At 56.7% G+C, this 26,095-nt stretch carries 25 protein-coding genes; 11 read left to right on the top strand and 14 right to left on the bottom strand.

The annotated features are described in order from the left end of the window. Positions 1–46 precede the first annotated feature (46 nt). Positions 47–1,225 carry a formate-dependent phosphoribosylglycinamide formyltransferase gene (gene purT / locus HCH49_RS03175; RefSeq protein WP_045888028.1) on the top strand — a complete coding sequence of 393 codons (1,179 nt, stop codon included), beginning with the start codon at positions 47–49 and terminating at the stop codon, positions 1,223–1,225. A 41-nt stretch (positions 1,226–1,266) separates the two neighbouring features. On the opposite strand, the gene kdgA is transcribed toward purT, so the two are convergent. The 3 genes from kdgA to zwf form a co-directional block, all read right to left on the bottom strand. Beyond that, positions 1,267–1,908: a bifunctional 4-hydroxy-2-oxoglutarate aldolase/2-dehydro-3-deoxy-phosphogluconate aldolase gene (gene kdgA / locus HCH49_RS03170; RefSeq protein ID WP_014884307.1), complete on the bottom strand. Its 642-nt coding sequence runs from the start codon at positions 1,906–1,908 to the stop codon at positions 1,267–1,269. Positions 1,909–1,947: 39 nt separating this feature from the next. Further along, positions 1,948–3,759 (bottom strand): phosphogluconate dehydratase, encoded by a 1,812-nt coding sequence (gene edd, locus HCH49_RS03165; RefSeq protein WP_221702165.1) that lies wholly within the window; start codon positions 3,757–3,759, stop codon positions 1,948–1,950. Positions 3,760–3,991: 232 nt separating this feature from the next. Beyond that, positions 3,992–5,467 carry a glucose-6-phosphate dehydrogenase gene (gene zwf / locus HCH49_RS03160; protein ID WP_023312228.1) on the bottom strand — a complete coding sequence of 492 codons (1,476 nt, stop codon included), beginning with the start codon at positions 5,465–5,467 and terminating at the stop codon, positions 3,992–3,994. Between the two features lie 356 nt (positions 5,468–5,823). Here zwf and HCH49_RS03155 point away from each other — a divergent pair, with 356 nt between their 5' ends. Further along, positions 5,824–6,693, top strand: a complete 870-nt coding sequence (locus HCH49_RS03155) for a MurR/RpiR family transcriptional regulator (RefSeq protein ID WP_023312229.1) — start codon at positions 5,824–5,826, stop codon at positions 6,691–6,693. A 140-nt stretch (positions 6,694–6,833) separates the two neighbouring features. Next, positions 6,834–8,276: a pyruvate kinase gene (gene pyk / locus HCH49_RS03150; RefSeq protein ID WP_008500455.1), complete on the top strand. Its 1,443-nt coding sequence runs from the start codon at positions 6,834–6,836 to the stop codon at positions 8,274–8,276. A gap of 45 nt (positions 8,277–8,321) precedes the next feature. On the opposite strand, the gene lpxM is transcribed toward pyk, so the two are convergent. The 3 genes from lpxM to znuA all read right to left on the bottom strand — a co-directional run bounded on the left by lpxM (position 8,322) and on the right by znuA (position 11,694). Next, on the bottom strand, positions 8,322–9,293 hold the full coding sequence (gene lpxM / locus HCH49_RS03145; protein ID WP_221702163.1) for a lauroyl-Kdo(2)-lipid IV(A) myristoyltransferase: 972 nt from the start codon (positions 9,291–9,293) through the stop codon (positions 8,322–8,324). A gap of 121 nt (positions 9,294–9,414) precedes the next feature. Then, positions 9,415–10,734, bottom strand: coding sequence for a murein DD-endopeptidase MepM (gene mepM, locus HCH49_RS03140; protein ID WP_024909694.1), 1,320 nt, complete (start codon positions 10,732–10,734; stop codon positions 9,415–9,417). 15 nt (positions 10,735–10,749) lie between these two features. Next, the gene (znuA, locus tag HCH49_RS03135; protein WP_033146550.1) at positions 10,750–11,694 is read right to left on the bottom strand and encodes a zinc ABC transporter substrate-binding protein ZnuA; all 945 of its coding nucleotides are present in this window, start codon (positions 11,692–11,694) and stop codon (positions 10,750–10,752) included. A gap of 77 nt (positions 11,695–11,771) precedes the next feature. Between znuA and znuC the strand changes: the two genes are divergently transcribed. Then, on the top strand, positions 11,772–12,527 hold the full coding sequence (gene znuC, locus HCH49_RS03130) for a zinc ABC transporter ATP-binding protein ZnuC (protein WP_023312233.1): 756 nt from the start codon (positions 11,772–11,774) through the stop codon (positions 12,525–12,527). Next, positions 12,524–13,309, top strand: a complete 786-nt coding sequence (gene znuB / locus HCH49_RS03125) for a zinc ABC transporter permease subunit ZnuB (RefSeq protein ID WP_029741768.1) — start codon at positions 12,524–12,526, stop codon at positions 13,307–13,309. The genes znuC and znuB overlap by 4 nt, the downstream gene beginning before the upstream one ends. Positions 13,310–13,368: 59 nt before the next feature. Here the strand turns inward: znuB and ruvB are convergent, their stop codons facing one another. The 6 genes from ruvB to aspS all read right to left on the bottom strand — a co-directional run bounded on the left by ruvB (position 13,369) and on the right by aspS (position 18,624). Further along, the gene (ruvB, locus tag HCH49_RS03120) at positions 13,369–14,379 is read right to left on the bottom strand and encodes a Holliday junction branch migration DNA helicase RuvB (protein ID WP_023312235.1); all 1,011 of its coding nucleotides are present in this window, start codon (positions 14,377–14,379) and stop codon (positions 13,369–13,371) included. 8 nt (positions 14,380–14,387) lie between these two features. Continuing rightward, complete coding sequence (gene ruvA, locus HCH49_RS03115) at positions 14,388–15,002, bottom strand: Holliday junction branch migration protein RuvA (protein ID WP_023312236.1); 615 nt, start codon at positions 15,000–15,002, stop codon at positions 14,388–14,390. An 80-nt stretch (positions 15,003–15,082) separates the two neighbouring features. After that, positions 15,083–15,604 (bottom strand): crossover junction endodeoxyribonuclease RuvC, encoded by a 522-nt coding sequence (gene ruvC / locus HCH49_RS03110; RefSeq protein WP_003859749.1) that lies wholly within the window; start codon positions 15,602–15,604, stop codon positions 15,083–15,085. A 34-nt stretch (positions 15,605–15,638) separates the two neighbouring features. Further along, on the bottom strand, positions 15,639–16,379 hold the full coding sequence (locus HCH49_RS03105; RefSeq protein ID WP_008500447.1) for a YebC/PmpR family DNA-binding transcriptional regulator: 741 nt from the start codon (positions 16,377–16,379) through the stop codon (positions 15,639–15,641). 27 nt (positions 16,380–16,406) lie between these two features. Further along, positions 16,407–16,850 carry a dihydroneopterin triphosphate diphosphatase gene (gene nudB, locus HCH49_RS03100; RefSeq protein WP_033145850.1) on the bottom strand — a complete coding sequence of 148 codons (444 nt, stop codon included), beginning with the start codon at positions 16,848–16,850 and terminating at the stop codon, positions 16,407–16,409. Position 16,851: 1 nt separating this feature from the next. Further along, positions 16,852–18,624 carry an aspartate--tRNA ligase gene (gene aspS, locus HCH49_RS03095; RefSeq protein ID WP_221702161.1) on the bottom strand — a complete coding sequence of 591 codons (1,773 nt, stop codon included), beginning with the start codon at positions 18,622–18,624 and terminating at the stop codon, positions 16,852–16,854. A gap of 263 nt (positions 18,625–18,887) precedes the next feature. Here aspS and HCH49_RS03090 point away from each other — a divergent pair, with 263 nt between their 5' ends. From HCH49_RS03090 to cmoB, 5 genes are read left to right on the top strand one after another with little or no spacing between them, the layout of a single operon-like run. Then, positions 18,888–19,454 carry a hydrolase gene (locus tag HCH49_RS03090; protein ID WP_033145852.1) on the top strand — a complete coding sequence of 189 codons (567 nt, stop codon included), beginning with the start codon at positions 18,888–18,890 and terminating at the stop codon, positions 19,452–19,454. Next, complete coding sequence (locus HCH49_RS03085; RefSeq protein WP_087822787.1) at positions 19,451–20,269, top strand: DUF72 domain-containing protein; 819 nt, start codon at positions 19,451–19,453, stop codon at positions 20,267–20,269. Before HCH49_RS03090 ends, HCH49_RS03085 begins: the two co-directional genes overlap by 4 nt. A 51-nt stretch (positions 20,270–20,320) precedes the next feature. After that, positions 20,321–20,716 (top strand): MAPEG family protein, encoded by a 396-nt coding sequence (locus tag HCH49_RS03080; RefSeq protein ID WP_021240443.1) that lies wholly within the window; start codon positions 20,321–20,323, stop codon positions 20,714–20,716. Positions 20,717–20,756: 40 nt separating this feature from the next. Next, positions 20,757–21,500: a carboxy-S-adenosyl-L-methionine synthase CmoA gene (cmoA, locus tag HCH49_RS03075; RefSeq protein ID WP_167818528.1), complete on the top strand. Its 744-nt coding sequence runs from the start codon at positions 20,757–20,759 to the stop codon at positions 21,498–21,500. Continuing rightward, positions 21,497–22,468 (top strand): tRNA 5-methoxyuridine(34)/uridine 5-oxyacetic acid(34) synthase CmoB, encoded by a 972-nt coding sequence (gene cmoB, locus HCH49_RS03070; protein WP_087822789.1) that lies wholly within the window; start codon positions 21,497–21,499, stop codon positions 22,466–22,468. The genes cmoA and cmoB overlap by 4 nt, the downstream gene beginning before the upstream one ends. 262 nt (positions 22,469–22,730) lie before the next feature. On the opposite strand, the gene cutC is transcribed toward cmoB, so the two are convergent. Further along, on the bottom strand, positions 22,731–23,474 hold the full coding sequence (cutC, locus tag HCH49_RS03065) for a copper homeostasis protein CutC (protein WP_033145856.1): 744 nt from the start codon (positions 23,472–23,474) through the stop codon (positions 22,731–22,733). A gap of 78 nt (positions 23,475–23,552) precedes the next feature. Then, on the bottom strand, positions 23,553–24,113 hold the full coding sequence (locus HCH49_RS03060) for a VOC family protein (protein ID WP_033145857.1): 561 nt from the start codon (positions 24,111–24,113) through the stop codon (positions 23,553–23,555). Positions 24,114–24,352: 239 nt separating this feature from the next. Here HCH49_RS03060 and argS point away from each other — a divergent pair, with 239 nt between their 5' ends. Next, complete coding sequence (gene argS / locus HCH49_RS03055) at positions 24,353–26,086, top strand: arginine--tRNA ligase (protein ID WP_033145858.1); 1,734 nt, start codon at positions 24,353–24,355, stop codon at positions 26,084–26,086. The last annotated feature ends 9 nt before the right edge of the window (positions 26,087–26,095 follow it).

Raw genomic sequence — 26,095 nt, 5'->3', positions numbered from 1 at the left:
AAACGTTTTCGTTTATACTGCGCGCAACTTTTTCAGGGGGATTGTTATGATTCGTTTAGGAACTGCGCTGCGACCTGCGGCGACGCGAGTGATGCTGTTGGGATCGGGCGAGCTGGGGAAAGAGGTCGCCATTGAGTGCCAGCGTTTAGGTGTGGAAGTCATTGCCGTAGACCGTTACGCCGACGCACCCGCCATGCACGTCGCCCATCGTTCTTATGTGATTAACATGCTGGATGGCGATGCCCTTCGCGAGCTGATTACGCGCGAAAAACCCGATTTTGTCGTGCCGGAAATTGAGGCCATCGCCACCGATACGCTGATCGCCCTGGAGCAGGAAGGCCAGCGCGTGGTGCCCTGTGCGAAAGCCGCAAAGCTGACCATGAACCGCGAAGGCATTCGTCGCCTGGCGGCGGAAGAGCTGGGATTGCCCACCTCGAGCTACCGTTTTGCTGGCGATAAGGCCGCGTTTCTGCAGGCCGTCGAGGAAATTGGCTACCCGTGCATCGTTAAGCCGGTGATGAGTTCCTCCGGAAAAGGACAGAGCTTTATCCGCGACAGCGGCACCCTGGATAACGCGTGGGATTATGCCCAGCAGGGTGGCCGTGCCGGAGCCGGTCGCGTAATCGTCGAAGGCGTCGTGAAGTTTGATTTCGAAATCACCCTGCTGACCGTCAGCGCCGTTGACGGCGTCCATTTCTGCGACCCGATTGGTCACCGTCAGGAAGATGGCGATTACCGCGAATCCTGGCAGCCGCAGCAGATGAGCGCCCTGGCGCTGGAGCGTGCTCAGGAGATCGCCCGTAAAACCGTCCTGGCGCTGGGCGGCTATGGCCTGTTCGGCGTGGAGCTGTTTGTGTGCGGTGATGAGGTGATTTTCAGCGAAGTCTCCCCTCGCCCGCATGACACCGGCATGGTCACGCTGATTTCGCAGGATCTCTCCGAGTTCGCCCTGCACGTGCGCGCCTTCCTCGGCCTGCCCGTCGGCGGTGTTCGTCAGTATGGCCCTGCCGCCTCGGCGGTGATCCTGCCGCAGTTAACCAGCCAGAACGTCACGTTTGATAACGTCGACGGGGCGGTGGGCGCAGGATTGCAGGTACGCCTGTTCGGCAAGCCGGAGATCGACGGAACTCGCCGTCTTGGCGTGGCATTAGCCACCGGGGATAACGTTGACGACGCCGTGGCGAGAGCGAAAGCGGCCGCTGCGAGCGTCAAGGTTGCAGGATAAAAAAACGGGCCGTAAGGCCCGTTTTTCATGCGGCGAGTGGCTTACTGCTTCGCACCTTCAACCGCTTCACGAGCCAGTTTGGTGATGCGATCCCAGTCGCCCGCTTCCAGCGCATCCGCCGGAACCAGCCATGAACCGCCGATGCACAGCACGCTTTTCAGCGCCAGGTAGTCACGGTAGTTGGCAGGAGAGATACCGCCCGTCGGGCAGAAGCGTACCTGAGAGAAGGGACCCGCAATCGCCTGCAGCGCTTTGGTGCCGCCGTTCGCTTCAGCCGGGAAGAATTTAAACTCTTTCAGACCGTAGTCCATGCCCAGCATCAGTTCAGAGACGGTGCTGATGCCCGGGATCAGAGGAATGGTACCTTCGGTGGCGGCTTTCAGCAGCGGCTCGGTCAGGCCAGGGCTGATGGCGAACTGCGCGCCTGCTTCGGTCACTTCCGCCAGCTGCTGCGCGTTGAGAACGGTACCCGCACCGATGATGGCGTCAGGCACTTCTTTCGCGATAGCGCGGATAGCATCCATCGCGCAGGCGGTGCGCAGGGTCACTTCCAGAACGCGAACGCCACCCGCAACCAGCGCTTTCGCCATCGGTACAGCGTGCTCCAGCTTGTTTACCACGATAACCGGCACGACAGGGCCAGTGGTCAGGATTGCTTCTGCACTTGTTTTCCAGTTTTTCATCAGAGTTTTCTCTCGCCAGATCGTTAAAATCAAGTCGTCTTAAAACGTAATACAGGTTGCGCCCTGCTCCGCACCGGAGAGTTTCTCACGCAGCGCGCTGAACATTTCGCGTCCGGTCCCCACGCGCGATGCGCTCAGGTCAGGAATATGGGGCTGACGTGCCGCCAGCTCGGCTTCATCCACCAGCAGGATTAACTCGCCCGTCTGGCCGTTCACGCGGATCATGTCACCGTCGCGTACTTTCGCCAGCAGACCGCCGTCGTAGGCTTCCGGCGTCACGTGGATGGCTGAAGGCACTTTACCGGATGCCCCGGAGAGGCGTCCATCGGTGACTAGCGCAATTTTGAAACGGCGGTCCAATAATACACCAAGTGGTGGCATAAGTTTATGTAATTCTGGCATCCCGTTGGCTTTAGGCCCCTGGTGACGCACCACCACCACGCAGTCTTTATCGAGCAGACCGGCGTCAAAGGCGGGTAACACGTCATGCTGGCTTTCAAATACCACCGCCGGCGCTTCGATAACCTGGTTCTCTTCCGGTACGGCAGAGGTCTTCATTACCGCACGACCGAGGTTGCCGCTCAGCACTTTGGTGCCGCCGTGAGGAGAGAACGGTTTGTCGATAGTGGCAATCACCTGCGCATCAAGAGACGCGCTCGCCCCTTCACGCCAGTCCAGCTCGCCGTTGTTCAGCCACGGCTCCTGGGTGTAGCGCTGAAGGCCAAAGCCCGCCACGGTATTCACGTCTTCATGCAGCAGCCCGCCTTTCAGCAGCTCGCGCATCAGCAGCGGTACACCGCCTGCGGCCTGGAAGTGGTTAATATCCGCCGGACCGTTCGGGTACAGCCGTGCCATCAGCGGCACCACGGAAGAGATCTCGGAGAAGTCATCCCAGTTAATCAGAATGCCCGCCGCACGCGCCATGGCCACCAGGTGCATGGTGTGGTTGGTTGAGCCCCCGGTTGCCAGCAGCGCAACAATCCCGTTGACGATGACTTTTTCGTCAACCATTTTGCCCATCGGCATCCATTCGTTGCCGTTGCCGGTCAGACGCGTGACCTGACGGGCCGCGGCCTCGGTCAGCGCCTTGCGCAGCGGCGCATCCGGCTGGATAAAGGACGAGCCCGGAAGCTGCATCCCCATAAATTCCACGACCATCTGGTTAGTGTTAGCCGTACCGTAGAACGTACAGGTCCCCGGCGCATGATAGGACGCGGCTTCCGCCTCCAGCAGCGCCTGACGGTCTGCTTTCCCTTCCGCGTACAGCTGGCGGATACGCACTTTTTCTTTGTTCGGCAGACCGCTCGCCATTGGGCCGGACGGGACGAAGATCGCAGGCAGATGCCCAAACGACAGCGCCGCCATCACCAGGCCCGGGACAATCTTGTCGCACACGCCGAGGTACAGCGCGCCATCAAACATGTTGTGTGACAGGCCCACCGCGGCAGACATCGCAATCACTTCGCGGCTCAGCAGGGACAGCTCCATGCCGTCCTGCCCCTGCGTCACGCCGTCGCACATGGCAGGTACACCGCCCGCCACCTGGCCCACCGCATTTACGCTGTGCAGCGCGTTGCGGATGATAGTGGGATAGACCTCATACGGCTGGTGCGCGGAAAGCATATCGTTATAGGAGGTAATGATGGCGATATTGTTACGCAACATGCTTTTCAGCGACGCTTTATCATCAGGCTGGCAGGCGGCGAAGCCGTGCGCCAGGTTCCCGCAGGCCAGCTGTGATCGGTGGACGGTGCTGCTCTTTGCCTGTTCAATCCGGGCGAGGTAGGCCGAACGGGTCTCTTTCGAGCGCTCGATAATGCGCTGTGTTACGCGTAACAATGTCGGATTCATAAAAGCTCCTCTAAATTATCTGTCCGGCTCGGGAGTTTACAAAGTCGCTGGCAGTTGTTAACAACGCTGAAACGCTTGCTGTCCGGAGCTCAGGGGCAAAATCACTTCCGGCAGTGTAATAAAAAAAGCTCCGCGGGTGAATCCACGCGGAGCTTAAAAGTTGAAAATTGTGCCACTAGCTGTGTTAGATCATGTTACCGGTAAAATAACACTTTCGAGCTAGAGGATTATCTTACTCAAACTCGTTCCAGGAGCGGCCATCGCGGGTGATCATTGCCACCGACGCGACAGGTCCCCAGGTACCCGCCTGATACGGTTTTGGCGCATCCTGATCGGCAGCCCAGGCTTCGGTGATGGAGTCGACCCATTTCCACGCCTCTTCCACTTCGTCGCGACGCACGAACAGCGCCTGGATACCGCGCATGGTTTCCAGCAGCAGACGCTCGTAAGCATCGGCCAGGTGCGTCTGATTAAAGGTTTCGGAGTAGCTCAGATCCAGCTTGGTGGTCTGCAGGTTGTGTTTATGATCCAGCCCCGGCACTTTGTTCAGGATCTGGATATCCACCCCTTCGTCCGGCTGCAGACGAATAGTCAGTTTGTTCTGCGGCAGTTCCTGCCAGGACTCTTTGAACAGGTTCAGTTCCGGGTTTTTGAAGTAAACCACCACTTCGGAACATTTGGCCGGCAGACGTTTACCGGTGCGCAGGTAGAACGGAACGCCCGCCCAGCGCCAATCGTCGATATCCACGCGGATCGCCACGAACGTCTCGGTGTTGCTGGACTTGTTAGCGCCCTCTTCTTCCAGGTAGCCCGGCACTTTTTTGCCTTGCGCAAACCCGGCGGTGTACTGGCCGCGGACGGTCTTCTCACGCACGTTGGAGCGATCGATGCGGCGCAGTGACTTCAGCACTTTAACTTTTGCGTCACGGATGCTGTCAGCCGTCAGGTCAGACGGTGGAGACATGGCAATCATGCACAGAATTTGCAGCAGGTGGTTCTGGATCATGTCGCGCATCTGACCGGCCTGGTCAAAGTAACCCCAGCGACCTTCAATCCCCACCTCTTCCGCCACGGTGATTTCCACGTGGTCGATAGTGCGGTTGTCCCAGTTATTCACAAACAGGGAGTTAGCGAAACGCAGCGCCAGCAGGTTCAGTACCGTCTCTTTACCGAGATAGTGGTCGATACGGTAGACCTGGCACTCTTCAAAGAACTCGCCCACCTGGTCGTTGATTTCACGCGAGGTTGCCAGCGACGTACCCAGCGGCTTTTCCATCACGACGCGAGCCGGTTTGGCGTTCAGTTTGGCTTCGCCCAGACCTTTGCAGATGGCGCCGAAGGTGCTTGGCGGCATGGCGAAATAGTTAATGGTGACACGGTTTTTCTGATCCAGCATCGCGCCTAAGCGGGTAAACGCGCTGACGTCATTAACGTCCAGGTTGCAGAAATCGAGGCGTCCACTCAGGGTATCCCACAAACTTTCATCAATTTTTTCCTTCATGAAAGTTTCGAGCGCCTCGCGGACGACTTTGGTATAAGCGTCCTTATCCCAGTCTGCGCGCCCGACACCCAGGATACGGGTATCCGGATGAATTTGGCCCGCTTTCTCCAGTTGATACAGGGAAGGCAGCAATTTTCGGCGTGCAAGATCGCCTTTCGCGCCGAAAATGACCAGGTCACATGCCTGGGCTGTTTGCGTTACCGCCATGTCATTCTCCTCAGTTGGATCACCTGGTACTTCTGCCAGGTATCGTTGTAATTTTATTACAATGCACTGTACTGCTTTTACGTCATTCCCGAAACCATTAGCGCTTATCGTCGCGTGCGATAACGCGATTTTTCCCCCTTTGGAAGATTACGACGGCGCAATGACGCAACAACCGTCGTTTCTTTGCGCAACGGGGTCACAGCAAAACCCGACACCGATCAAGTAATGAAAAAAAACAACAACATTATCTTGTCGATTGTTACCCTTAATGGAAGCCACAAGGGTAATATCGGTTAAATCGAATCACGATTTCATCAATTTATGAAATCGTTTACACCCATGAGCGTCCTGTTAACATGAACATGCTGGAAAAAATCCAGTTTCAACTGGAACACCTTAGCAAATCCGAGCGAAAAGTGGCCGAGGTCATTCTCGCCTCCCCCGCTCAGGCGATTCATTCAAGCATCGCCGCTCTGGCACAGGAAGCGGGTGTTAGCGAACCGACGGTCAATCGCTTTTGCCGCAGCCTCGAAACGCGCGGCTTTCCTGATTTTAAACTGCATCTGGCACAAAGTCTGGCTAACGGCACCCCATATGTTAATCGTAATGTGGATGAAGACGACAGCGTTGATGCCTATACCGCGAAAATTTTTGAATCGGCTATGGCTTCGCTTGACCACGTCCGCCAGTCTCTGGACATGAGTTCCGTGAATCGCGCGGTGGATTTGCTCACCCAGGCCAAGCGGATTGCGTTCTTTGGTCTCGGGTCGTCTGCCGCAGTGGCGCATGACGCCATGAACAAATTTTTCCGCTTTAACGTCCCGGTGATTTATTCCGATGACATTGTGCTGCAACGCATGAGCTGTATGAATTGCAGTGAAGATGACGTCGTGGTACTGATTTCGCACACCGGCCGCACCAAGAGTCAGGTAGAGCTGGCGCAGCTGGCCCGTGAAAACGATGCCATGGTGATTGCCCTCACCACGGCAGGCACGCCGCTGGCGCGTGAGGCGACGCTGGCGATCACCCTCGACGTGCCGGAAGACACCGACATTTATATGCCGATGGTTTCCCGACTGGCGCAGCTCACCGTTATTGACGTGCTGGCAACCGGTTTTACCTTACGTCGGGGCGCAAAATTCCGGGATAACTTGAAGCGGGTCAAGGAAGCGCTGAAGGAATCGCGTTTTGATAAAGAATTGCTTATAAAGAGCGATGTTCCCTGATAGTTGATAACGAAGACGTAACCAATAATTACGATGTAACGATTTACGGCATTCGGTCCCCTCTCCGCTGCCTTGCAGCAGATGAAGGCCGATTCAATGTTCACGCAACACCAAAGTTGTTTCAGTCAACGGAGTATTACATGTCCAGAAGGCTTCGCAGAACCAAGATCGTAACCACCTTAGGCCCGGCCACCGATCGCGATAATAATCTTGAGAAAATTATCGCCGCCGGCGCCAACGTGGTGCGTATGAACTTCTCTCACGGTACGCCAGAAGACCATAAATTACGTGCCGATAAGGTGCGTGAAATCGCAGCCAAACTGGGCCGCCACGTTGCTATCCTCGGCGATTTGCAGGGTCCAAAAATTCGTGTATCGACCTTTAAAGAGGGTAAAGTATTCCTCAATATCGGCGACAAATTCCTGCTTGATGCCAACCTGGGCAAAGGCGAAGGCGATAAAGAGAAAGTCGGTATCGACTATAAAGGCCTGCCGGCTGACGTGGTGCCGGGCGATATCCTGCTGCTCGACGACGGTCGCGTACAGCTGAAGGTGCTGGAAGTTCAGGGCATGAAAGTGTTCACCGAAGTCACCGTCGGCGGCCCGCTCTCCAACAATAAAGGCATCAACAAACTGGGCGGCGGCCTCTCTGCAGAAGCGCTTACCGATAAAGACAAAGCGGACATCGTGACGGCTGCGCTGATCGGCGTTGACTACCTGGCGGTCTCCTTCCCGCGCTGCGGCGAAGATCTGAACTATGCGCGTCGCCTGGCACGTGATGCAGGCTGCGATGCTAAAATCGTCGCGAAAGTTGAACGCGCGGAAGCCGTTTGCGATCAGGATGCCATGGACGATGTGATCCTCGCCTCTGACGTGGTAATGGTTGCGCGTGGTGACCTGGGCGTGGAAATTGGCGACCCTGAGCTGGTAGGGATCCAGAAAGCGCTGATTCGTCGCGCACGTCAGCTGAACCGCGCGGTGATCACCGCCACTCAGATGATGGAATCGATGATCACCAACCCAATGCCAACCCGCGCAGAAGTCATGGACGTGGCTAACGCCGTGCTGGACGGTACCGATGCGGTGATGCTCTCTGCGGAAACCGCTGCGGGCCAGTATCCGGCAGAAACCGTGGCCGCCATGGCGCGCGTCTGCCTGGGCGCTGAAAAGATCCCAAGCATCAACGTTTCTAAACACCGTCTGGACGTGCAGTTTGACAACGTGGAAGAAGCGATTGCGATGTCTGCGATGTATGCGGCAAACCATCTGAAGGGCGTTACCGCGATCATCACCATGACCGAATCTGGCCGCACCGCGCTGATGACCTCTCGTATCAGCTCTGGTCTGCCGATCTTCGCCATGTCCCGTCACGAACGTACCCTGAACCTGACGGCGCTGTACCGCGGCGTGACGCCAGTTCACTTCGACAGCACCAATGACGGCGTAGCTGCGGCGCACGATGCCGTAAACCTGCTGCGCGACAAAGGCTATCTGGTGTCCGGTGATATCGTCATTGTGACCCAGGGCGACGTGATGAGCACCATCGGCTCAACCAACACCACGCGCGTTATGACCGTCGAGTAATAATGTCTGTGTTAAAAAGCCCTCTCCAGATGGAGAGGGCTTTTATTATTTCCGCGGATAAAGCTCTTTGCGTTTATAGGGCTCAGTTTCACCCGGCTTACGCGTTTTAAGCAGCTTCAGGATCCACGTGTACTGTTCGGCATGCGGCCCCACCAGGATTTCCACCTCTTCGTTCATTCGACGCGCAATGGTGTGGTCGTCCGCGGTCAGCAGATCATCCATCGGCGGACGGACCTCAATATTCAGGCGATGCGTTTTGCCGTCATAGACCGGGAACAGCGGGATCACGCGGGCACGACAGACTTTCATCAGGCGACCAATCGCGGGGAGCGTCGCTTTATAGGTCGCAAAGAAATCGACAAACTCGCTGTGCTCTGGGCCGTGGTCCTGATCCGGCAGATAGTAGCCCCAGTACCCCTGACGCACCGACTGAATGAAGGGCTTAATGCCATCGTTACGCGCATGCAAACGTCCGCCAAAACGACGACGCACCGTATTCCAGACAAAATCGTAGATTTTATTTCCCTGGTTATGGAACATCGCCGCCATTTTCTGGCCCTGAGACGCCATCAGCATCGCCGGAATATCAACGCCCCAGCCGTGGGGGACGAGGAAAATGACTTTCTCGTCATTGCGGCGCATCTCCTCGATGATGTCCAGCCCTTTCCAGTCAACGCGATCGACGATTTTATCCGGCCCTTTCAGCGCCAGTTCAGCCATCATCGCCATTGCCTGCGGGGCGGTGGTGTACATTTCATCAATGATTGCCTCGCGCTCGGCGTCGCTTTTCTCAGGAAAACAGTAATAAAGGTTGATCTGCGCGCGACGGCGGGCGCTCTTGCCTAAACGCCCGGCCAGACGGCCAATTTTCCCCAGAACGGGATCGCGTATAGAGGCAGGCAGCATCGCCATCCCCGCAAAGGCGTAAACACCAAGCCAGGCGCCCCAGTTGCGCGGATGGCGGAAGGATTTTTCAAACTCAGGAATGTATTCAATATTGTTTTTTTTGGTTTCCATGCTGGATCCAGGGTCTGATGACGCAAAATTTTATTCAGATAGTGTAGCGAGGCAGTCGTCCACGCACAAAAGAAAAAGCCGGCGTCAGTGTGCGCCGGCTTTTTTAACAAAAACAGAGGGCTTAGTTTAAGCTCAGCTGCGGCATCACCTCTTTCACCTGCGCCAGATAATCAGTACGATCTTTACCTGTCAGGCCTTCGGTGCGCGGCAGTTTCGCCGTCAGCGGGTTCACGGCCTGCTGGTTGATCCACACTTCATAGTGCAGGTGCGGGCCGGTAGAGCGTCCGGTATTGCCGGAGATCGCGATACGGTCACCACGCTTCACCTTCTGGCCCGGCTTCACCAGCAGCTTACGCAGGTGCATATAGCGGGTCGTATAAGTGCGGCCATGACGTACCGCGACATAATATCCGGCGGCACCGCTACGCTTGGCCACCACCACTTCGCCATCTCCCACCGCCAGTACCGGCGTGCCCTGCGGCATGGCAAAGTCAACGCCACGGTGCGGCGCGACGCGCCCGGTTACCGGGTTCAGACGACGCGGGTTAAAGTTAGAGGAGACGCGGAACTGTTTTGCCGTCGGGAAGCGCAGGAAACCTTTTGCAAGGCCCGTACCGCTGCGGTCATAGAACTTACCGTCTTCGGCACGAATTGCGTAGTAATCTTTGCCTTCGGAGCGCAGACGTACGCCCAACAGCTGGCTTTGCTCGCGCTTGCCGTCCAGCATTTCGCGGGACATCAGGACGGAGAACTCATCGCCCTTCTTCAGCTTGCGAAAATCCATCTGCCACTGCATGGCTTTGATCACCGAGCTGATTTCAGCGCTGGTCAGGCCTGCATCTCGCGCGCTGGAGACAAAGCTCGCGCCCACGGTACCTTTCAGAACGCTGTTAACCCAGTCGCCCTTCTGCATTTCGCTGGTCATTTTGAAACCGTTTGCAGTGCGATCGTAGGTGCGGGTTTCGCGGCGGGACATTTCCCAGGTCAGACGCTGGAGATCGCCATCCGCCGTTAATGTCCAGGAGAGCTGCTGTCCGATTTTCAGGTTACGAAGATCTTTATCCGCAGCCGCCAGCTGGCTGATATTGCCCATGTCTATGCCGTACTGGTTCAGCACGCTACTCAGCGTATCCCCGGTAGAGACAACATATTCGTGGATACCCGCCTCGTTCTCGGTTTTATCGTCCAGCTCATCCTGCGGGATAGCTTCATCTTCCTGAGCCGCCTGGTCGATAGGCTCACTGGCTTCAGGCAGCAAAGAACGGATTTCGCTCTTTTCAAGCTCAATGGTTTTAATGATAGGGGCAGAACTCGGGTGGTAAACATAGGGCCGCCAGACGGCGACCGCTAAGGTGAGAACTGTAAGCGACCCCAGCATAACGCGGTGGGGTCGTGGCAGATTGTTAAATGCCAGGGCGACAGAGCGGGCTATCTGTTGCACGTATTCACTTCCTCGTTAATCTCCTTTCAGGCAGCTCGCATACTGGTTCGCCAGTTGGCTGAGGAACTGCGAATAGCTCGCTTTGCTCAACTGGATATTCGTACCTAGCGGGTCAAGGGTTCCCATGCGCACGGATGTTCCCCTGGCCACGGCTTCTACGACCGCTGGCCTGAACTGTGGCTCAGCAAAAACGCATGTCGCTTTTTGCTCAACCAACTGTGTTCTGATTTCATGTAAACGCTGCGCACCAGGCTGAATTTCAGGGTTGACGGTGAAGTGGCCCAGTGGGGTCAAACCGTAGTGTTTTTCGTAATAGCCGTAGGCGTCATGAAAAACGAAATACCCTTTACCTTTCAACGGTGCGAGCTCATTACCAACCTGCTTATCGGTTGCGGCTAATTGTGCCTCAAAATCCTTCAGGTTGGCGTCTAGTTTGGCTCGACTTTGCGGCATAAGTTCCACTAATTTGTCGTGGATTGCAACCGCTGAAAGCCCCGCTATCTCTGGGGATAACCAAAGATGCATGTTGTACTCGCCGTGATGGTGATCTCCATCACCTTTTTCGCCGTCTGCGGCATGATGGTCATGTTCGTCGCCGTCGTCATCCGCCCCTTTCATGAGCAACGGTTTCACGCCGGAGAGTTCGGCAATCGCGACCTGTTTTTCGCCAGCAACCTGTTTTGCTGACTTTTGCATAAACGCTTCCATTTCAGGACCAATCCAGACGACTAAGTCCGCGTTTTGTAAGCGTTTTACATCTGACGGGCGCAGGGAATAGTCATGCTCAGATGCACCATCAGGGAGCAGAACCTGGGTTTCCGTTACCCCGTCGGCAATGGCCGACGCGATGAATCCGAGTGGTTTAAGCGAAGCGACAACCGCAGCGTTAACATCTTGTGCGGTTGTACCCCAAAGGGCAGCGGATAATGCTGCGAAAAGAAGCGTATTTTTATGTAACATAATGCGACTAATCATCGTAGTGAATGCGTGGAATGTGATATTATAACATTCGTTGACTTCTTCAAGCTTAAAATGACATGACGACATTGGTTTCTCTTGAAAATATTTCGGTCTCATTCGGGCAGCGCCGCGTCCTCTCTGACGTGTCGCTCGATCTGAAGCCCGGCAAAATTCTGACGCTGCTCGGCCCCAATGGCGCAGGCAAATCCACCCTGGTGCGCGTGGTGCTGGGTCTGGTCGCACCCGATGAAGGCGTGATTAAGCGCGAGGAAAAATTGCGTATTGGTTATGTGCCGCAAAAACTTCATCTCGACGCCACGCTGCCGCTGACGGTCAGCCGTTTCCTGCGTCTGCGCCCCGGCACCCGTAAAGCCGATATTCTCCCGGCGCTGAAACGCGTGCAGGCGGGCCATCTTGTCGATGCGCCGCTGCAAAAACTGTCCGGCGGTGAAACTCAGCGTGTTTTACTTGCCCGCGCGCTGCTGAGCAGCCCGCAGCTGCTGGTACTGGATGAACCAACTCAGGGTGTGGATGTGAATGGTCAGGTTGCGCTTTATGATTTGATCGACCAGCTCCGTCGGGAACTTGATTGCGCCGTGCTGATGGTGTCTCACGACCTGCATCTGGTAATGGCAAAAACCGACGAAGTGCTGTGTCTCAACCACCATATCTGCTGTTCCGGTACGCCTGAAGTGGTGTCAATGCACCCGGAGTTTATCTCCATGTTCGGCCCCCGCGGCGCTGAACAGCTGGGTATTTACCGTCATCATCATAATCATCGCCATGATTTACAGGGACGAATCGTACTGCGTCGGGGAAATGGACACTCATGATTGAACTGTTACTGCCCGGCTGGCTGGCCGGGATTATGCTTGCCTGCGCCGCGGGTCCGCTCGGCTCGTTTGTTGTCTGGCGCAGAATGTCCTATTTTGGCGATACCCTGGCGCATGCGTCCCTGCTGGGCGTAGCCTTTGGTCTGCTGCTGGATGTAAACCCCTTCTACGCGGTGATTGTGGTCACGCTGCTGCTGGCCGCCGGTCTGGTCTGGCTGGAAAAGCGCCCTCACCTCGCCATTGATACGCTGCTTGGCATTATGGCGCACAGTGCCCTGTCTCTGGGCCTGGTGGTGGTCAGCCTGATGTCGAACATCCGCGTGGATCTGATGGCCTACCTCTTCGGCGACCTTCTGGCCGTAACGCCGGAAGATCTCATCGCTATCGCCGTTGGCGTGGTGGTGGTGCTCGCTATTCTGCTCTGGCAGTGGCGGAATTTACTGGCCATGACCGTCAGTCCGGATCTGGCATTTGTCGACGGCGTGAAGCTGCAGCGCGTAAAACTGCTGCTGATGCTGGTGACGGCGTTAACGATTGGTGTCGCAATGAAGTTTGTCGGCGCGCTGATTATTACGTCGCTGCTGATCATCCCTGCCGCCACGGCGCGTCGTTTTGCCCGTACGCCGGAGCAGATGGCCGGCGTAGCCGTGATTATCGGAATGATTGCGGTAACGGGGGGATTAACCTTCTCGGCGTTCTATGACACGCCAGCGGGGCCGTCAGTGGTGCTCAGTGCGGCGGTGCTGTTTATCTTCAGTATGATGAAAAAGACCGCGAACTAACATGGAGGGCGCTGAGGCCCTCACCCTGCCCCTCTCCCTCAGGGAGAGGGAACACAACATTACGGCATTGCCGGTGGCGTAATGCCGAAATGATTCCACGCCCGCACCGTTGCCATACGTCCACGCGGGGTGCGTTGCAGGAAGCCCTGCTGGATCAGATACGGCTCCAGCACATCTTCAATCGTCTCACGCTCTTCCCCAATAGCCGCAGCCAGGTTATCCAGCCCGACAGGGCCGCCAAAGAACTTGTCCAGCACCGCCAGCAGCAGTTTACGGTCCATATAGTCAAAGCCTTCGGCATCGACGTTAAGCATATCCAGCGCCTGAGCGGCGATCTCCGCGGAAATCGAGCCATCGTGCTTCACCTCGGCAAAGTCACGCACGCGGCGCAGCAGGCGGTTGGCGATACGCGGCGTACCGCGGGAACGCTTCGCCACTTCAAACGCGCCCTCTTCGCTCATTTCGAGCCCCATATAGCGGGCGCTACGGCCAACGATGTGCTGGAGATCCGCCACCTGGTAAAACTCGAGACGCTGCACTATGCCGAAACGGTCGCGCAGCGGAGAGGTCAACGACCCGGCGCGGGTGGTGGCGCCAATCAGGGTAAACGGCGGCAGATCGATTTTGATGGAGCGCGCGGCCGGGCCTTCACCGATCATGATATCCAGCTGGTAATCTTCCATCGCCGGATAGAGCACTTCCTCGACCACCGGCGACAGGCGGTGGATCTCATCGATAAACAGCACGTCATGCGGTTCGAGGTTGGTCAACATCGCCGCGAGATCGCCCGCCTTCTCCAACACGGGGCCGGAGGTGGTGCGCAGGTTGACGCCCATTTCATTGGCAACGATATTCGCCAGCGTAGTTTTGCCTAAACCCGGAGGGCCAAAAATGAGCAGGTGATCGAGCGCATCGCCGCGCAGCTTTGCCGCCTGGATGAAAATCTCCATCTGGGAACGAACCTGCGGCTGGCCGATATACTCATCAAGCAGTTTTGGGCGGATCGCGCGATCCACCACGTCATCTGCCTGAATAGTGCCTGCCGACACCAGGCGGTCTGCTTCAATCATCCTTTACCTCACAATGCAGCGCGCAGCGCTTCACGAATCAGGGTTTCACTGCTGGCGTCCGGTTTGGCAATTTTGCTCACCATTCGGCTGGCCTCCTGAGGTTTATAGCCCAGCGCCACCAGCGCGGCAACCGCTTCCTGCTCGGCATCATCATCCGTTGCAGGGCCGCCAGGAGAGGTCAGTACCAAATCGGCAGCCGGAGTGAACAGATCGCCATGCAGACCTTTAAAGCGGTCTTTCATCTCGACAATCAGGCGCTCGGCGGTTTTCTTACCAATGCCCGGGAGCTTAATCAGCGCCGCAGGATCTTCGCGCTCAACGGCATTCACAAACTGTGGTGCCGACATGCCGGACAAAATCGCCAGCGCCAGCTTCGGACCGACGCCGTTAGTTTTAATCAGCTCGCGGAACAGGGTGCGTTCCTGCTTGTTATTGAATCCGTACAGCAGCTGGGCATCTTCACGCACCACAAACTGGGTAAAGACAATCGCCTCTTTGCCCGCGTCCGGCAGCTCGTAGAAGCAGGTCATCGGCATATGGACTTCATAGCCCACGCCACCCACTTCCAGCAGCACTAACGGGGGTTGTTTTTCAATGATGATGCCTCTGAGTCTGCCTATCACGTGACGCTCCTGCGTTCTGGGAGAAATTAACTGCCGACATAATAAAAAAAGGCTGGATGTTTATCCAGCCTGATTTCTGATTATCGTAACCTGCCTCGCGCCAGATTGAGTCGCGACTCGCTCATTTGCATCGCGTTCTGGCTGACGTGACAGTGGGTAATCGCAATCGCCAGCGCATCCGCGGCGTCGGCCTGCGGGTTCGCGGGAAGCTTCAGCAGGGTACGCACCATATGCTGCACCTGGCTTTTCTCCGCGCTCCCAATGCCCACCACCGTCTGCTTGACCTGACGCGCCGCATATTCGAATACCGGCAAATCCTGGTTCACGGCAGCGACGATGGCAACACCGCGCGCCTGACCGAGCTTTAGCGCTGAATCGGCGTTTTTCGCCATAAAGACCTGCTCAATGGCGAAATAGTCCGGCTGAAACTGGGTGATGATCTCCGACACGCCCGCATAAATGAGCTTCAGGCGCGAAGGAAGATCGTCCACTTTGGTGCGAATACAGCCGCTGCCCAGGTAGGTTAACTGGCGTCCCACCTGACGGATAACGCCATAACCGGTGACGCGTGAGCCTGGGTCAATCCCGAGAATAATCGACATCACGCGTCTCCCGTAAACGGTTTACAGGCTCTCATCAGAGAGTCGCTGCAACCTCATCAGAGATTTCACCGTTGTGGTACACTTCCTGCACGTCGTCGCAGTCTTCGAGCATGTCGATCAGACGCAGCAGTTTCGGTGCCGTTTCCGCATCCATGTCCGCTTTGGTGGACGGGATCATGGACACTTCAGCGTTGTCCGCTTTCAGGCCAGCCGCTTCCAGCGCGTCGCGCACGGCACCCATCTCTTCCCACGCGGTATAAACGTCGATAGCACCGTCATCGAAGGTCACCACGTCTTCCGCACCGGCTTCCAGCGCCGCTTCCATGATCGCATCTTCGTCGCCTTTCTCGAAGGAGATGACGCCTTTTTTGCTGAACAGGTAAGCAACGGAACCGTCAGTGCCCAGGTTGCCACCGGTTTTGGTGAACGCGTGGCGCACTTCCGCAACGGTACGGTTACGGTTGTCGGACAGACACTCAACCATCACCGCAGTACCGCCAGGGCCGTAACCTTCATAAATGATGGTTTCCATGTTCGCGTCTTCGTCACCGCCCACGCCACGTGCGATTGCACGGTTCAGGGTGTCACGCGTCATGTTGTTTGACAGCGCTTTATCTACCGCCGCGCGCAGACGCGGGTTAGAAGCCGGATCGCCGCCGCCCAGACGCGCTGCTGTCACCAGCTCGCGAATGATTTTGGTAAAGATCTTACCGCGCTTGGCATCCTGTGCCGCTTTGCGGTGTTTGGTGTTGGCCCACTTACTATGACCTGCCATAAAAAGTTCTCCAAAAATCGCGCCTTCTCAGGCTGCGTTAATTACAAATTCTTCAATCGCCTGCCGGTTGCTCCACGACTTGGTCAGTGCGGCGGCATCCGCCGCATTCACCCAGCGGTAGGTCAGGTGTTCGGTAAACACGATCTCCCGTTCATGGGGGAGCGCGAGACAGAACCACGACTCCGTATTACGCTCGGTACCCGGCGCGTAGCGATGACGTAAATGGCTAAAAATTTCAAACTCCACCGTGCGCTGGCAGTCCTTCAGGGTCAGTTGCTCGCGGGCAACGTCAATGGTGACCTCTTCCTTTACTTCGCGCGCGGCGGCCTGCGACGCGGTTTCCCCCTCTTCCAGACTGCCGGTAACCGACTGCCAGAAATCAGGGTCATCGCGCCGCTGCAACATCAGCACCCGCTTCGTGTCTTCTGCATAAATGACCACCAGGACCGAAACGGGAAGCTTATATGCCATATCAGTTTTTCTCTTCCTTCTTCACCACTTCAATGCCCAGCTCGGCCAGAGAGGCCGGGTTGGCAAAGCTTGGCGCCTCGGTCATCAGACACGCTGCGGCAGTGGTTTTCGGGAAGGCAATAACATCACGAATGTTATCGGTGCCGGTCAGCAGCATGGTCAGTCGGTCAAGACCGAAGGCCAGGCCCGCGTGCGGCGGCGTACCGAATTTCAGGGCGTCCAGCAGGAAGCCAAACTTCTCGCGCTGCTCCTGCTCGTTGATGCCCAGAATGCCGAACACGGTCTGCTGCATTTCACCGCTGTGAATACGCACGGAACCGCCGCCCACTTCGTAGCCGTTGATCACCATGTCATAAGCGTTCGCGACCGCATCTTCCGGTGCCGCTTTCAGCTCTGCCGCCGTCATGTCTTTTGGCGAGGTGAACGGGTGGTGCATTGCGGTCAGGCCGCCTTCACCGTCGTCTTCAAACATTGGGAAATCGATAACCCACAGCGGTGCCCATTTGTTTTCGTCGGTCAGGCTCAGGTCTTTGCCAAGCTTCAGACGCAGCGCGCCCATCGCATCCGCCACGACTTTCTTGTTGTCTGCGCCGAAGAAGATCATGTCGCCGTCCTGCGCGCCGGTGCGCTCAAGGATCGCTTCCACGATGTCCGCGTTAAGGAATTTCGCTACCGGGCTGGTGATGCCTTCCAGACCTTTCGCACGCTCGGTCACTTTAATATAGGCCAGACCTTTCGCACCGTAGATCTTGATGAAGTTGCCGTAGTCGTCGATCTGCTTGCGGCTCAGTGCCGCACCGCCCGGTACACGCAGGGCGGCCACACGGCCTTTAGGATCGTTAGCCGGGCCAGCGAAGACGGCAAACTCAACGCCTTTCACCAGGTCTGCTACGTCCACCAGCTCCATCGGGTTACGCAGGTCTGGTTTGTCAGAGCCGTAACGACGCTCGGCTTCAGCGAAGGTCATGATAGGGAAATCGCCCAGCTCAACGCCTTTCACGTCGTTCCACAGGCTACGCACCAGGGCTTCCATCACTTCACGCACCTGCTCGGCGGTCATGAAGGAGGTTTCCACATCGATCTGGGTAAATTCTGGCTGGCGGTCAGCGCGCAGGTCTTCGTCGCGGAAACATTTCACGATCTGATAGTAGCGATCGAAGCCGGACATCATCAGCAGCTGTTTGAACAGCTGTGGAGACTGCGGCAGCGCGTAGAATTTGCCTTTATGAACGCGGGATGGGACCAGGTAATCGCGCGCGCCTTCCGGCGTGGCTTTGGTCAGCATCGGGGTTTCGATGTCGAGGAAACCGTGGTCATCCATAAAGCGACGCACCAGGCTGGTGATTTTCGCACGGGTTTTCAGGCGCTGAGCCATTTCCGGACGACGCAGATCCAGGTAGCGGTATTTCAGACGCGCTTCTTCAGTGTTGACGTGGTTGGAGTCCAGCGGCAGCGCTTCTGCACGGTTGATGATCACCAGATCGGACGCCAGCACTTCGATGGCACCCGTTGCCATGTCGGCGTTGACGTTTTTCTCGTCACGCGCGCGCACGGTGCCGGTAACCTGAATGCAGAACTCATTACGCAGCTCAGAGGCCAGCTTCAACGCATCTGCGCGATCCGGGTCGAAGAACACCTGGACGATACCTTCGCGGTCGCGCATATCGATGAAGATAAGGCTACCAAGATCACGACGACGATTGACCCAACCACACAGGGTGACCTGCTGTCCGACGTGGGACTGACGCAGCTGCCCGCAATATTCTGTACGCATGAGATATCCCTTAATTAGCCGCAGGCTAAATGTCGCCTGGTATGCAGGCTACTATGTCGCAGCTTTCTGTATGTCACAACTGGATGAAAAAAGGCGGCTATTATACTGGAAATTCCGCCGGACGATAAGAGCGAACCACGGCCAGGCGGTCGTTTGCTGCACTCTTATTGCGCATTCTCACAAAAATTAACAAAATTATCCGCCCAGGAACAGGCCATCACGTCGTATGGTGTCTGGAAGTGATTCATTTAACGGGAGTAACGATGTTAACACTTGATGCCAGTAAAACCGCACTTGTCGTGATTGATTTACAGGAAGGCATTCTGCCCTTCGCCGGCGGCCCGCATACCGCGGATGATGTGGTCAGCCGCGCAGCTCGCCTGGCGGAAACATGTCGTGCCAGCGGTGCGCCTGTTGTCATGGTGCGCGTCGGCTGGTCCGCTGATTACGCTGAAGCGTTAAAACAGCCCGTTGATGCAAAGGCTTCCGCACACGCCCTGCCTGAAAACTGGTGGACGTACCCGGCCGCACTCGGCAAACGCGACAGCGACATCGAAGTGACCAAACGCCAGTGGGGCGCATTTTACGGTACCGACCTCGAGCTGCAGCTCCGCCGTCGCGGCATCGACACCATCATCCTGTGCGGCATTTCCACCAACATCGGCGTGGAGTCTACCGCCCGCAACGCGTGGGAGCTGGGCTTTAACCTGGTGATCGCCGAAGATGCCTGCAGCGCGGCCTCCGCGGAACAGCACCAGGGCAGCATGACCCATATCTTCCCGCGCATCGGCCGCGTGCGCAGCACGGATGAGATTGTCAGCGCGCTATGATGTACGTGGGCCTGCCCCAGTGGTCGCACCCGAAATGGGTGCGCCTTGGCATCACCAGCCTTGAGGAGTATGCCCGGCACTTCAACTGTGTCGAGGGTAACACCACCCTGTATGCGCTCCCTAAAGCCGAGATTGTTACGCGCTGGCGGGAACAAACGACCGACGACTTCCGCTTCTGCTTTAAGTTTCCGGCCACCATTTCCCATCAGGCCGCGCTGCGCAACTGCGGGGATTTGACCGAAGAGTTTTTTACGCGCATGTCGCCGCTGGCGAACCGCATCGGTCAGTACTGGATCCAGCTGCCCGCCACGTTTGGCCCGCGCAATTTACCTGCGCTCTGGCAGTTCCTGGATGCCCTGCCCCGTGAATTCGCCTACGGCGTTGAAGTCAGGCATCCTGAATTTTTTGCGAAGGGCGAAGCAGAAAAAGCGCTCAATCGCGGCCTGCTTGAGCGTTCCGTTAACCGGGTGATCCTCGATAGCCGGCCGGTGCACAGCGCTGTCCCCCATAGCGAAGCCATCGTTGAAGCTCAGCGTAAAAAACCGAAAGTGCCGGTCCATGCCATCATGACCGCGCATAACCCAATGGTCAGGTATATCGGCAGCGATAACATGCAGCAAAATCAGGCGATGTTCGCCGTCTGGCTGCAAACGTTAGCGAAGTGGGAACACACCACCACGCCGTATCTCTTTTTGCACACGCCGGATATCGCCCAGGCGCCCGAACTGGTCGATGCTCTGTGGCAGGCCTTGCAGGCTGCGGTGCCGTCCGTGGGCAGCGCCCCTTCCATCCCACAACAATCTTCTCTTTTCTGATATCACCCCCTATCATAGTGAAGTGCCATCTGCCAAAAACAGGGAGTTTGTATGGTCAGCGCGCTGTATGCGGTGTTAGGTGCATTACTGCTGATTAAGTTTTCATTTGATGTTGTGCGCCTCAGAACGCTGTACCGCGTCTCTTACGGTGACGGCGGGTTTTCCGAGCTACAAAGCGCTATCCGCATTCACGGCAATGCGGTCGAATACATCCCCGCAGCCTTAATCCTGCTGCTTTTTATGGAGATGAATGGCGCAGAAACCTGGATGGTGCACATCTGTGGCCTGCTTCTTATTGCTGGCCGCCTGATGCACTATTACGGTTTTCACCACCGCTTAATCCGCTGGCGTCGTTCCGGCATGAGCGCGACCTGGTGTTCGCTTTTGCTGATGGTGCTGGCTAACCTGTGGTATATGCCATGGGAGTTGGTTTTCTCCCTTCATTAGCGCACAATACGCCACTTTATTTTTCCCGGATTTTTACGTTATGTCAGATCGCGACACGCTTTTTTCCGCGCCTATCGCCAGCCTGGGCGACTGGACCTTCGATGAACGGGTAGCCGAAGTCTTCCCGGATATGATCCAGCGCTCTGTTCCCGGTTATTCCAATATTATCTCTATGATCGGCATGCTGGCTGAGCGCTTCGTTCAACCCGGCACGCAGGTCTATGACCTGGGCTGCTCGCTCGGCGCGGCAACGCTGTCGGTTCGTCGTAACGTTCACCACGAAGGCTGCCGAATCATTGCCGTCGATAACTCCCCGGCCATGGTTGAGCGCTGCCGTCGCCACATTGACGCGTATAAAGCCCCTGTTCCGGTCGACGTGGTGGAAGGCGATATCCGCGAGATTGAGATCAATAACGCCTCGATGGTGGTGCTGAATTTCACCCTGCAGTTCCTGGTGCCTGAAGACCGCCAGCTGCTGCTGGACAAAATTTATCAGGGGCTGAATCCCGGCGGCGCGCTGGTGCTCTCAGAGAAATTCAGCTTCGAAGATGCCGAGGTTGGCGAACTGCTGTTCAATATGCACCACGATTTCAAACGGGCGAACGGCTACAGCGAGCTGGAGATCAGCCAGAAGCGCAGCATGCTCGAAAACGTGATGCTGACGGATTCCGTAGAAACCCACAAAGCGCGCCTGCGCAAAGCCGGATTTGAGCACAGCGAACTGTGGTTCCAGTGCTTTAACTTCGGCTCTCTGGTGGCGTTGAAAGCGGGAGAATCCGCATGATCGAATTCAGCAACTTATATCAGCTGATTGCCAAAAACCAGCTTTCCCACTGGCTGGAAACCTTGCCCGCGCAGATTGCCGCCTGGCAGCGCGATCAGCAGCACGGCCTGTTAAAGCAGTGGTCAAACGCGGTGGAGTATCTGCCCGAACTGACCCCGCATCGTCTGGACCTTCTGCACAGCGTAACCGCCGAGAGCGAAGAGCCGCTCCCGGCCGGGCAGATCAACCGCATCGAAACGCTGATGCGTAACCTGATGCCGTGGCGCAAAGGGCCGTTTTCACTTTACGGCGTGAACATCAATACCGAATGGCGCTCGGACTGGAAATGGGATCGCGTTCTGCCTCACCTTTCCGACCTGACCGGACGTACCATTCTGGACGTAGGCTGCGGCAGCGGTTACCACATGTGGCGCATGATTGGCGCGGGGGCGCATCTGGCGGTAGGTATTGACCCGATGCAGCTGTTCCTGTGCCAGTTTGAAGCGGTGCGTAAGCTGCTGGGTAACGACCAGCGCGCGCACCTGCTGCCGCTGGGCATTGAACAACTCCCTGCCCTGAAAGCCTTTGATACCGTCTTCTCCATGGGCGTGCTGTACCACCGTCGTTCCCCGCTGGAACACCTGTGGCAACTGAAGGATCAGCTGGTCAGCGGCGGCGAGCTGGTGCTGGAAACGCTGGTGATTGAAGGCGATGAACATGCCGTTCTGGTCCCGGGCGATCGCTACGCGCAGATGCGCAACGTTTACTTCATCCCTTCCGCGCTGGCGCTGAAGAACTGGCTGGAGAAGTGCGGGTTTGTGGATGTGCGGATTGCCGACGTCAGCGTGACCTCAATTGAGGAACAGCGCCGCACCGACTGGATGATCACCGAATCGCTGGAGCAGTTCCTCGACCCTGCCGACCACAGCAAAACCATCGAAGGCTATCCGGCCCCGATGCGTGCGGTGTTGATTGCGACGAAGCCGTAGCCTTTTAGCCGGGTGGCGGCTGCGCCTTACCCAGCCTACTCGTAGCACGTTTTCTCCGAAATAGTTCAAGTTGCAGCAAGGCGGCAACGCAGCGAATCCCCGGGAGCTTACATCAGTAAGTGACCGGGGTGAGCGAGGCGGCCAACGCAGCTGCGGCTTGAAATATGAAGGAGAAAAAAAGGCCCCTGTTGAAATTGCAGGGGCCTGGTACAAGCAAGCATCATATTGGGCGACATGATGCGCGGTAAAAATCGGTACGTTGCTACACGTGATGGCGCTCAATCAGCGACTTCATTTCCGCAACCGACTCTCCCTCTACGCCATAGCGTGAATACTCATCCGCTTCAGCATCCGTCGACATTGACAATCCTGTATTGCGATAACGCATGGGCGAAGGTATCCATTTACCCGCGGAGCTGTGCAGCTCTTCTACCCCTGCGTTTAAAAACCGTTCCAGATTGCTGGCGCGGACTCCCGCACCCGCCATTATTATTGGAACACCGGAATGTGCTTTTAGTTCCGTAATTAATTGCAGTCCTTTTTCAGCTGACGCCTGCTGACCCGATGTCAGGATGCGCGCCACGCCAAGTTCTTCAAGCGTTTCAAAAGCCTGGAGCGGATCTTTACACATATCAAATGCGCGATGAAAAGTGACGGCCAGCCCCTGCGCGGCGCTCATAATCTGACGCATGCGCGGTATATCGATGTTGCCGTCTTCATTCAGCAGGCCGGTCACCAGCCCCGGAAACCCCAGGTCCCGAACGAGTGCGATATCATCAAGCATGGCACTGAACTCGCCCGCCGTGTAACAAAAATCACCGCCGCGCGGACGAATAATCGGGTGAACGGGAATGGTGACGGCCTGACGGGCAGACCTCAACACGCCGTAAGACGGCGTCAGCCCGCCCTCTTTGGGTGCCGCACACAGTTCAATGCGGTCAGCCCCGTGCTTTTGCGCGGTCACGGCACACTCCACGCTGTAACAACAAATCTCCAGCAGCGCCATTTAATCCTCCTGAAATTCCACTAAACGAAACATCATGACACGCCGTCCGTTTTCAGTCCCGGCGTGAACTCACATCTCTTACGCTTCGCTGGCAACGATCTGCTCAATGGTCCACGGATGAAACTTCACCGTGACCTGTCCGTCAGTGACGGCCAGCGTCGGGTTAGGTAACCGCTCGCGCTCGCCTTTGGGTGAACTCGTCTTCACAAAAATCCCCGGCTTGCTTAAGCCTTCGTCGGAAAGGAGGGCCAGCGCGCGCGCGTTCAACGTTTCCGGCTCACCCGGCAGGACTATTTCGATATGCTCCCAGCCTTCGTGCGGATAGCGTTTCTCGCCCGGCCACGGCAGCTCAACCACGCTGAATTGCCAGTGCGCCACGTTCACCGGTTCATGCAGTTTGAACAGGCAAATGGGGCGACCATTGATGATGTTCTCGGAGAGCAATTCGCCGCACCGTTCGAACCCGCGACGCCAGCGCTCGGCCGTGGCATTCTGATGACAGCGCAAAGAGATGTGATCGGCCTCAAGCGGCGCAATATCCAGACCAAGACGGGTGGCAAGTTCTGTGAACGCCTGGGTGAAGCGCGGTAAATCTGCGGAAATATCATGCAGTTCGTCAATGGATTGCCAGTTCGCCATAAGTCACTCTCTTTTCATGTCGCAAAGCCGCTAATTTACTCTGTTGCCCTGTTTTGACCAACCGCAGAATCCGGCTTTTTGCGACTGCATGATTATGCACACCTTCACCGCCTGGATTCTGAGCAATCTTCAGGCCCCGCAATGCTGACGCCAGAGGGCATTTGCAGTATACTCCCGCCCTAAATTCTTTAACTGGCGCGGGCGGTTGTAAGCCCGCATCAAAAACGTAAGGTATCCAGGTGAATATTCAGGCTCTTCTCTCCGAAAAAGTCAGTCAGGCACTGATTGCCGCAGGCGCACCTGCGGATTGCGAACCGCAGGTTCGTCAGTCAGCAAAAGTACAGTTTGGCGACTATCAGGCTAATGGCGTGATGGCAGTGGCTAAAAAACTGGGCATGCCGCCGCGACAGCTCGCTGAGCAGGTACTGACGCATCTGGATCTTTCCGGCATTGCCAGCAAAACCGAAATCGCCGGTCCGGGCTTTATCAACATCTTTCTTGAGCCTGCATTCCTGGCAAGCCACGTTGACGCGGCCCTGAAATCTGACCGTCTGGGCGTTTCCCAGCCGGAGGCGCAGACCGTCGTGATCGACTACTCTGCGCCGAACGTGGCGAAAGAGATGCACGTTGGCCACCTGCGCTCCACTATCATCGGTGATGCCGCGGTGCGCACGCTCGAGTTCCTCGGTCACAAGGTGATCCGCGCGAACCACGTGGGCGACTGGGGTACCCAGTTCGGCATGCTGATTGCTTACCTGGAAAAACAGCAGCAGGAAAACGCGGGTGAAATGGCGCTGGCGGACCTGGAAGGGTTCTACCGCGAAGCCAAAAAACACTACGACGAAGACGAAGCCTTTGCCGAGCGCGCGCGCAGCTACGTGGTTAAACTGCAGGGTGGCGACCAATACTTCCTCGAGATGTGGCGCAAGCTTGTCGACATCACCATGTCGCAGAACCAGCTGACCTATAACCGTCTGAACGTCACCCTGACCCGTGACGACGTGATGGGTGAAAGCCTCTATAACCCAATGCTGCCCGGCATTGTGGCTGACCTGAAAGCCAAAAACCTGGCGGTAGAGAGCGAAGGCGCAACGGTGGTGTTCCTTGATGAGTATAAAAACAAGGAAGGTGAACCGATGGGCGTGATCATCCAGAAAAAGGATGGCGGCTACCTCTACACCACCACAGACATCGCCTGCGCGAAATACCGTTACGAGACGCTGCATGCTGACCGCGTGCTGTACTACATCGACTCCCGTCAGCACCAGCACCTGATGCAGGCGTGGACCATCGTGCGTAAAGCCGGTTACGTGCCGGATTGCGTGCCGCTGGAACACCACATGTTCGGCATGATGCTGGGTAAAGACGGCAAGCCGTTCAAAACCCGTGCGGGCGGTACCGTGAAGCTGTCCGACCTGCTGGACGAAGCGCTGGAACGCGCTCGCCGTCTGGTGGCCGAAAAGAACCCGGACATGTCTGCCGATGAGCTGGAAAAACTGGCCAACGCCGTGGGTATCGGTGCGGTGAAATACGCGGATCTCTCCAAGAACCGTACCACCGACTATATCTTCGACTGGGATAACATGCTGGCGTTTGAAGGCAACACGGCGCCTTACATGCAGTATGCCTACACCCGCGTGCTCTCGGTGTTCCGTAAGGCGAACATTGATGAAAACGTACTGGCGAATGCGACAGTGACCATCACGGAAGATCGTGAAGCGCAGCTGGCAGCGCGCCTGCTGCAGTTTGAAGAGACGCTGACGGTTGTCGCGCGTGACGGCACGCCGCACGTGATGTGTGCTTACCTGTACGATCTGGCGGGTCTGTTCTCCGGCTTCTACGAACACTGCCCTATTCTGTCTGCGGAAAACGAATCGGTCCGCAACAGCCGCCTGAAGCTGGCGCAGCTCACGGCGAAGACCCTGAAGCTGGGTCTGGATACCCTGGGTATCGAAACCGTAGAACGCATGTAATACAAAAAA

This window comes from Enterobacter sp. Y17 (assembly GCF_019730495.1).
Lineage (GTDB): Bacteria > Pseudomonadota > Gammaproteobacteria > Enterobacterales > Enterobacteriaceae > Enterobacter > Enterobacter asburiae_B.
Note: the sequence above shows the minus strand (reverse complement) of the source record. Positions and strands in the feature narration are given on the sequence as shown.

What these genes read in the sequence shown, in the direction of transcription:
- purT (WP_045888028.1), top strand. Translation starts at nt 47, where the DNA reads ATGATTCGTTTAGGAACTGCGCTGCGACCTGCGGCGACGCGAGTGATG.
- kdgA (WP_014884307.1), bottom strand. Translation starts at nt 1,908, where the DNA reads ATGAAAAACTGGAAAACAAGTGCAGAAGCAATCCTGACCACTGGCCCT.
- edd (WP_221702165.1), bottom strand. Translation starts at nt 3,759, where the DNA reads ATGAATCCGACATTGTTACGCGTAACACAGCGCATTATCGAGCGCTCG.
- zwf (WP_023312228.1), bottom strand. Translation starts at nt 5,467, where the DNA reads ATGGCGGTAACGCAAACAGCCCAGGCATGTGACCTGGTCATTTTCGGC.
- HCH49_RS03155 (WP_023312229.1), top strand. Translation starts at nt 5,824, where the DNA reads ATGAACATGCTGGAAAAAATCCAGTTTCAACTGGAACACCTTAGCAAA.
- pyk (WP_008500455.1), top strand. Translation starts at nt 6,834, where the DNA reads ATGTCCAGAAGGCTTCGCAGAACCAAGATCGTAACCACCTTAGGCCCG.
- lpxM (WP_221702163.1), bottom strand. Translation starts at nt 9,293, where the DNA reads ATGGAAACCAAAAAAAACAATATTGAATACATTCCTGAGTTTGAAAAA.
- znuA (WP_033146550.1), bottom strand. Translation starts at nt 11,694, where the DNA reads ATGTTACATAAAAATACGCTTCTTTTCGCAGCATTATCCGCTGCCCTT.
- znuC (WP_023312233.1), top strand. Translation starts at nt 11,772, where the DNA reads ATGACGACATTGGTTTCTCTTGAAAATATTTCGGTCTCATTCGGGCAG.
- znuB (WP_029741768.1), top strand. Translation starts at nt 12,524, where the DNA reads ATGATTGAACTGTTACTGCCCGGCTGGCTGGCCGGGATTATGCTTGCC.
- ruvB (WP_023312235.1), bottom strand. Translation starts at nt 14,379, where the DNA reads ATGATTGAAGCAGACCGCCTGGTGTCGGCAGGCACTATTCAGGCAGAT.
- ruvC (WP_003859749.1), bottom strand. Translation starts at nt 15,604, where the DNA reads ATGTCGATTATTCTCGGGATTGACCCAGGCTCACGCGTCACCGGTTAT.
- HCH49_RS03105 (WP_008500447.1), bottom strand. Translation starts at nt 16,379, where the DNA reads ATGGCAGGTCATAGTAAGTGGGCCAACACCAAACACCGCAAAGCGGCA.
- nudB (WP_033145850.1), bottom strand. Translation starts at nt 16,850, where the DNA reads ATGGCATATAAGCTTCCCGTTTCGGTCCTGGTGGTCATTTATGCAGAA.
- aspS (WP_221702161.1), bottom strand. Translation starts at nt 18,624, where the DNA reads ATGCGTACAGAATATTGCGGGCAGCTGCGTCAGTCCCACGTCGGACAG.
- HCH49_RS03090 (WP_033145852.1), top strand. Translation starts at nt 18,888, where the DNA reads ATGTTAACACTTGATGCCAGTAAAACCGCACTTGTCGTGATTGATTTA.
- HCH49_RS03085 (WP_087822787.1), top strand. Translation starts at nt 19,451, where the DNA reads ATGATGTACGTGGGCCTGCCCCAGTGGTCGCACCCGAAATGGGTGCGC.
- HCH49_RS03080 (WP_021240443.1), top strand. Translation starts at nt 20,321, where the DNA reads ATGGTCAGCGCGCTGTATGCGGTGTTAGGTGCATTACTGCTGATTAAG.
- cmoA (WP_167818528.1), top strand. Translation starts at nt 20,757, where the DNA reads ATGTCAGATCGCGACACGCTTTTTTCCGCGCCTATCGCCAGCCTGGGC.
- cmoB (WP_087822789.1), top strand. Translation starts at nt 21,497, where the DNA reads ATGATCGAATTCAGCAACTTATATCAGCTGATTGCCAAAAACCAGCTT.
- cutC (WP_033145856.1), bottom strand. Translation starts at nt 23,474, where the DNA reads ATGGCGCTGCTGGAGATTTGTTGTTACAGCGTGGAGTGTGCCGTGACC.
- HCH49_RS03060 (WP_033145857.1), bottom strand. Translation starts at nt 24,113, where the DNA reads ATGGCGAACTGGCAATCCATTGACGAACTGCATGATATTTCCGCAGAT.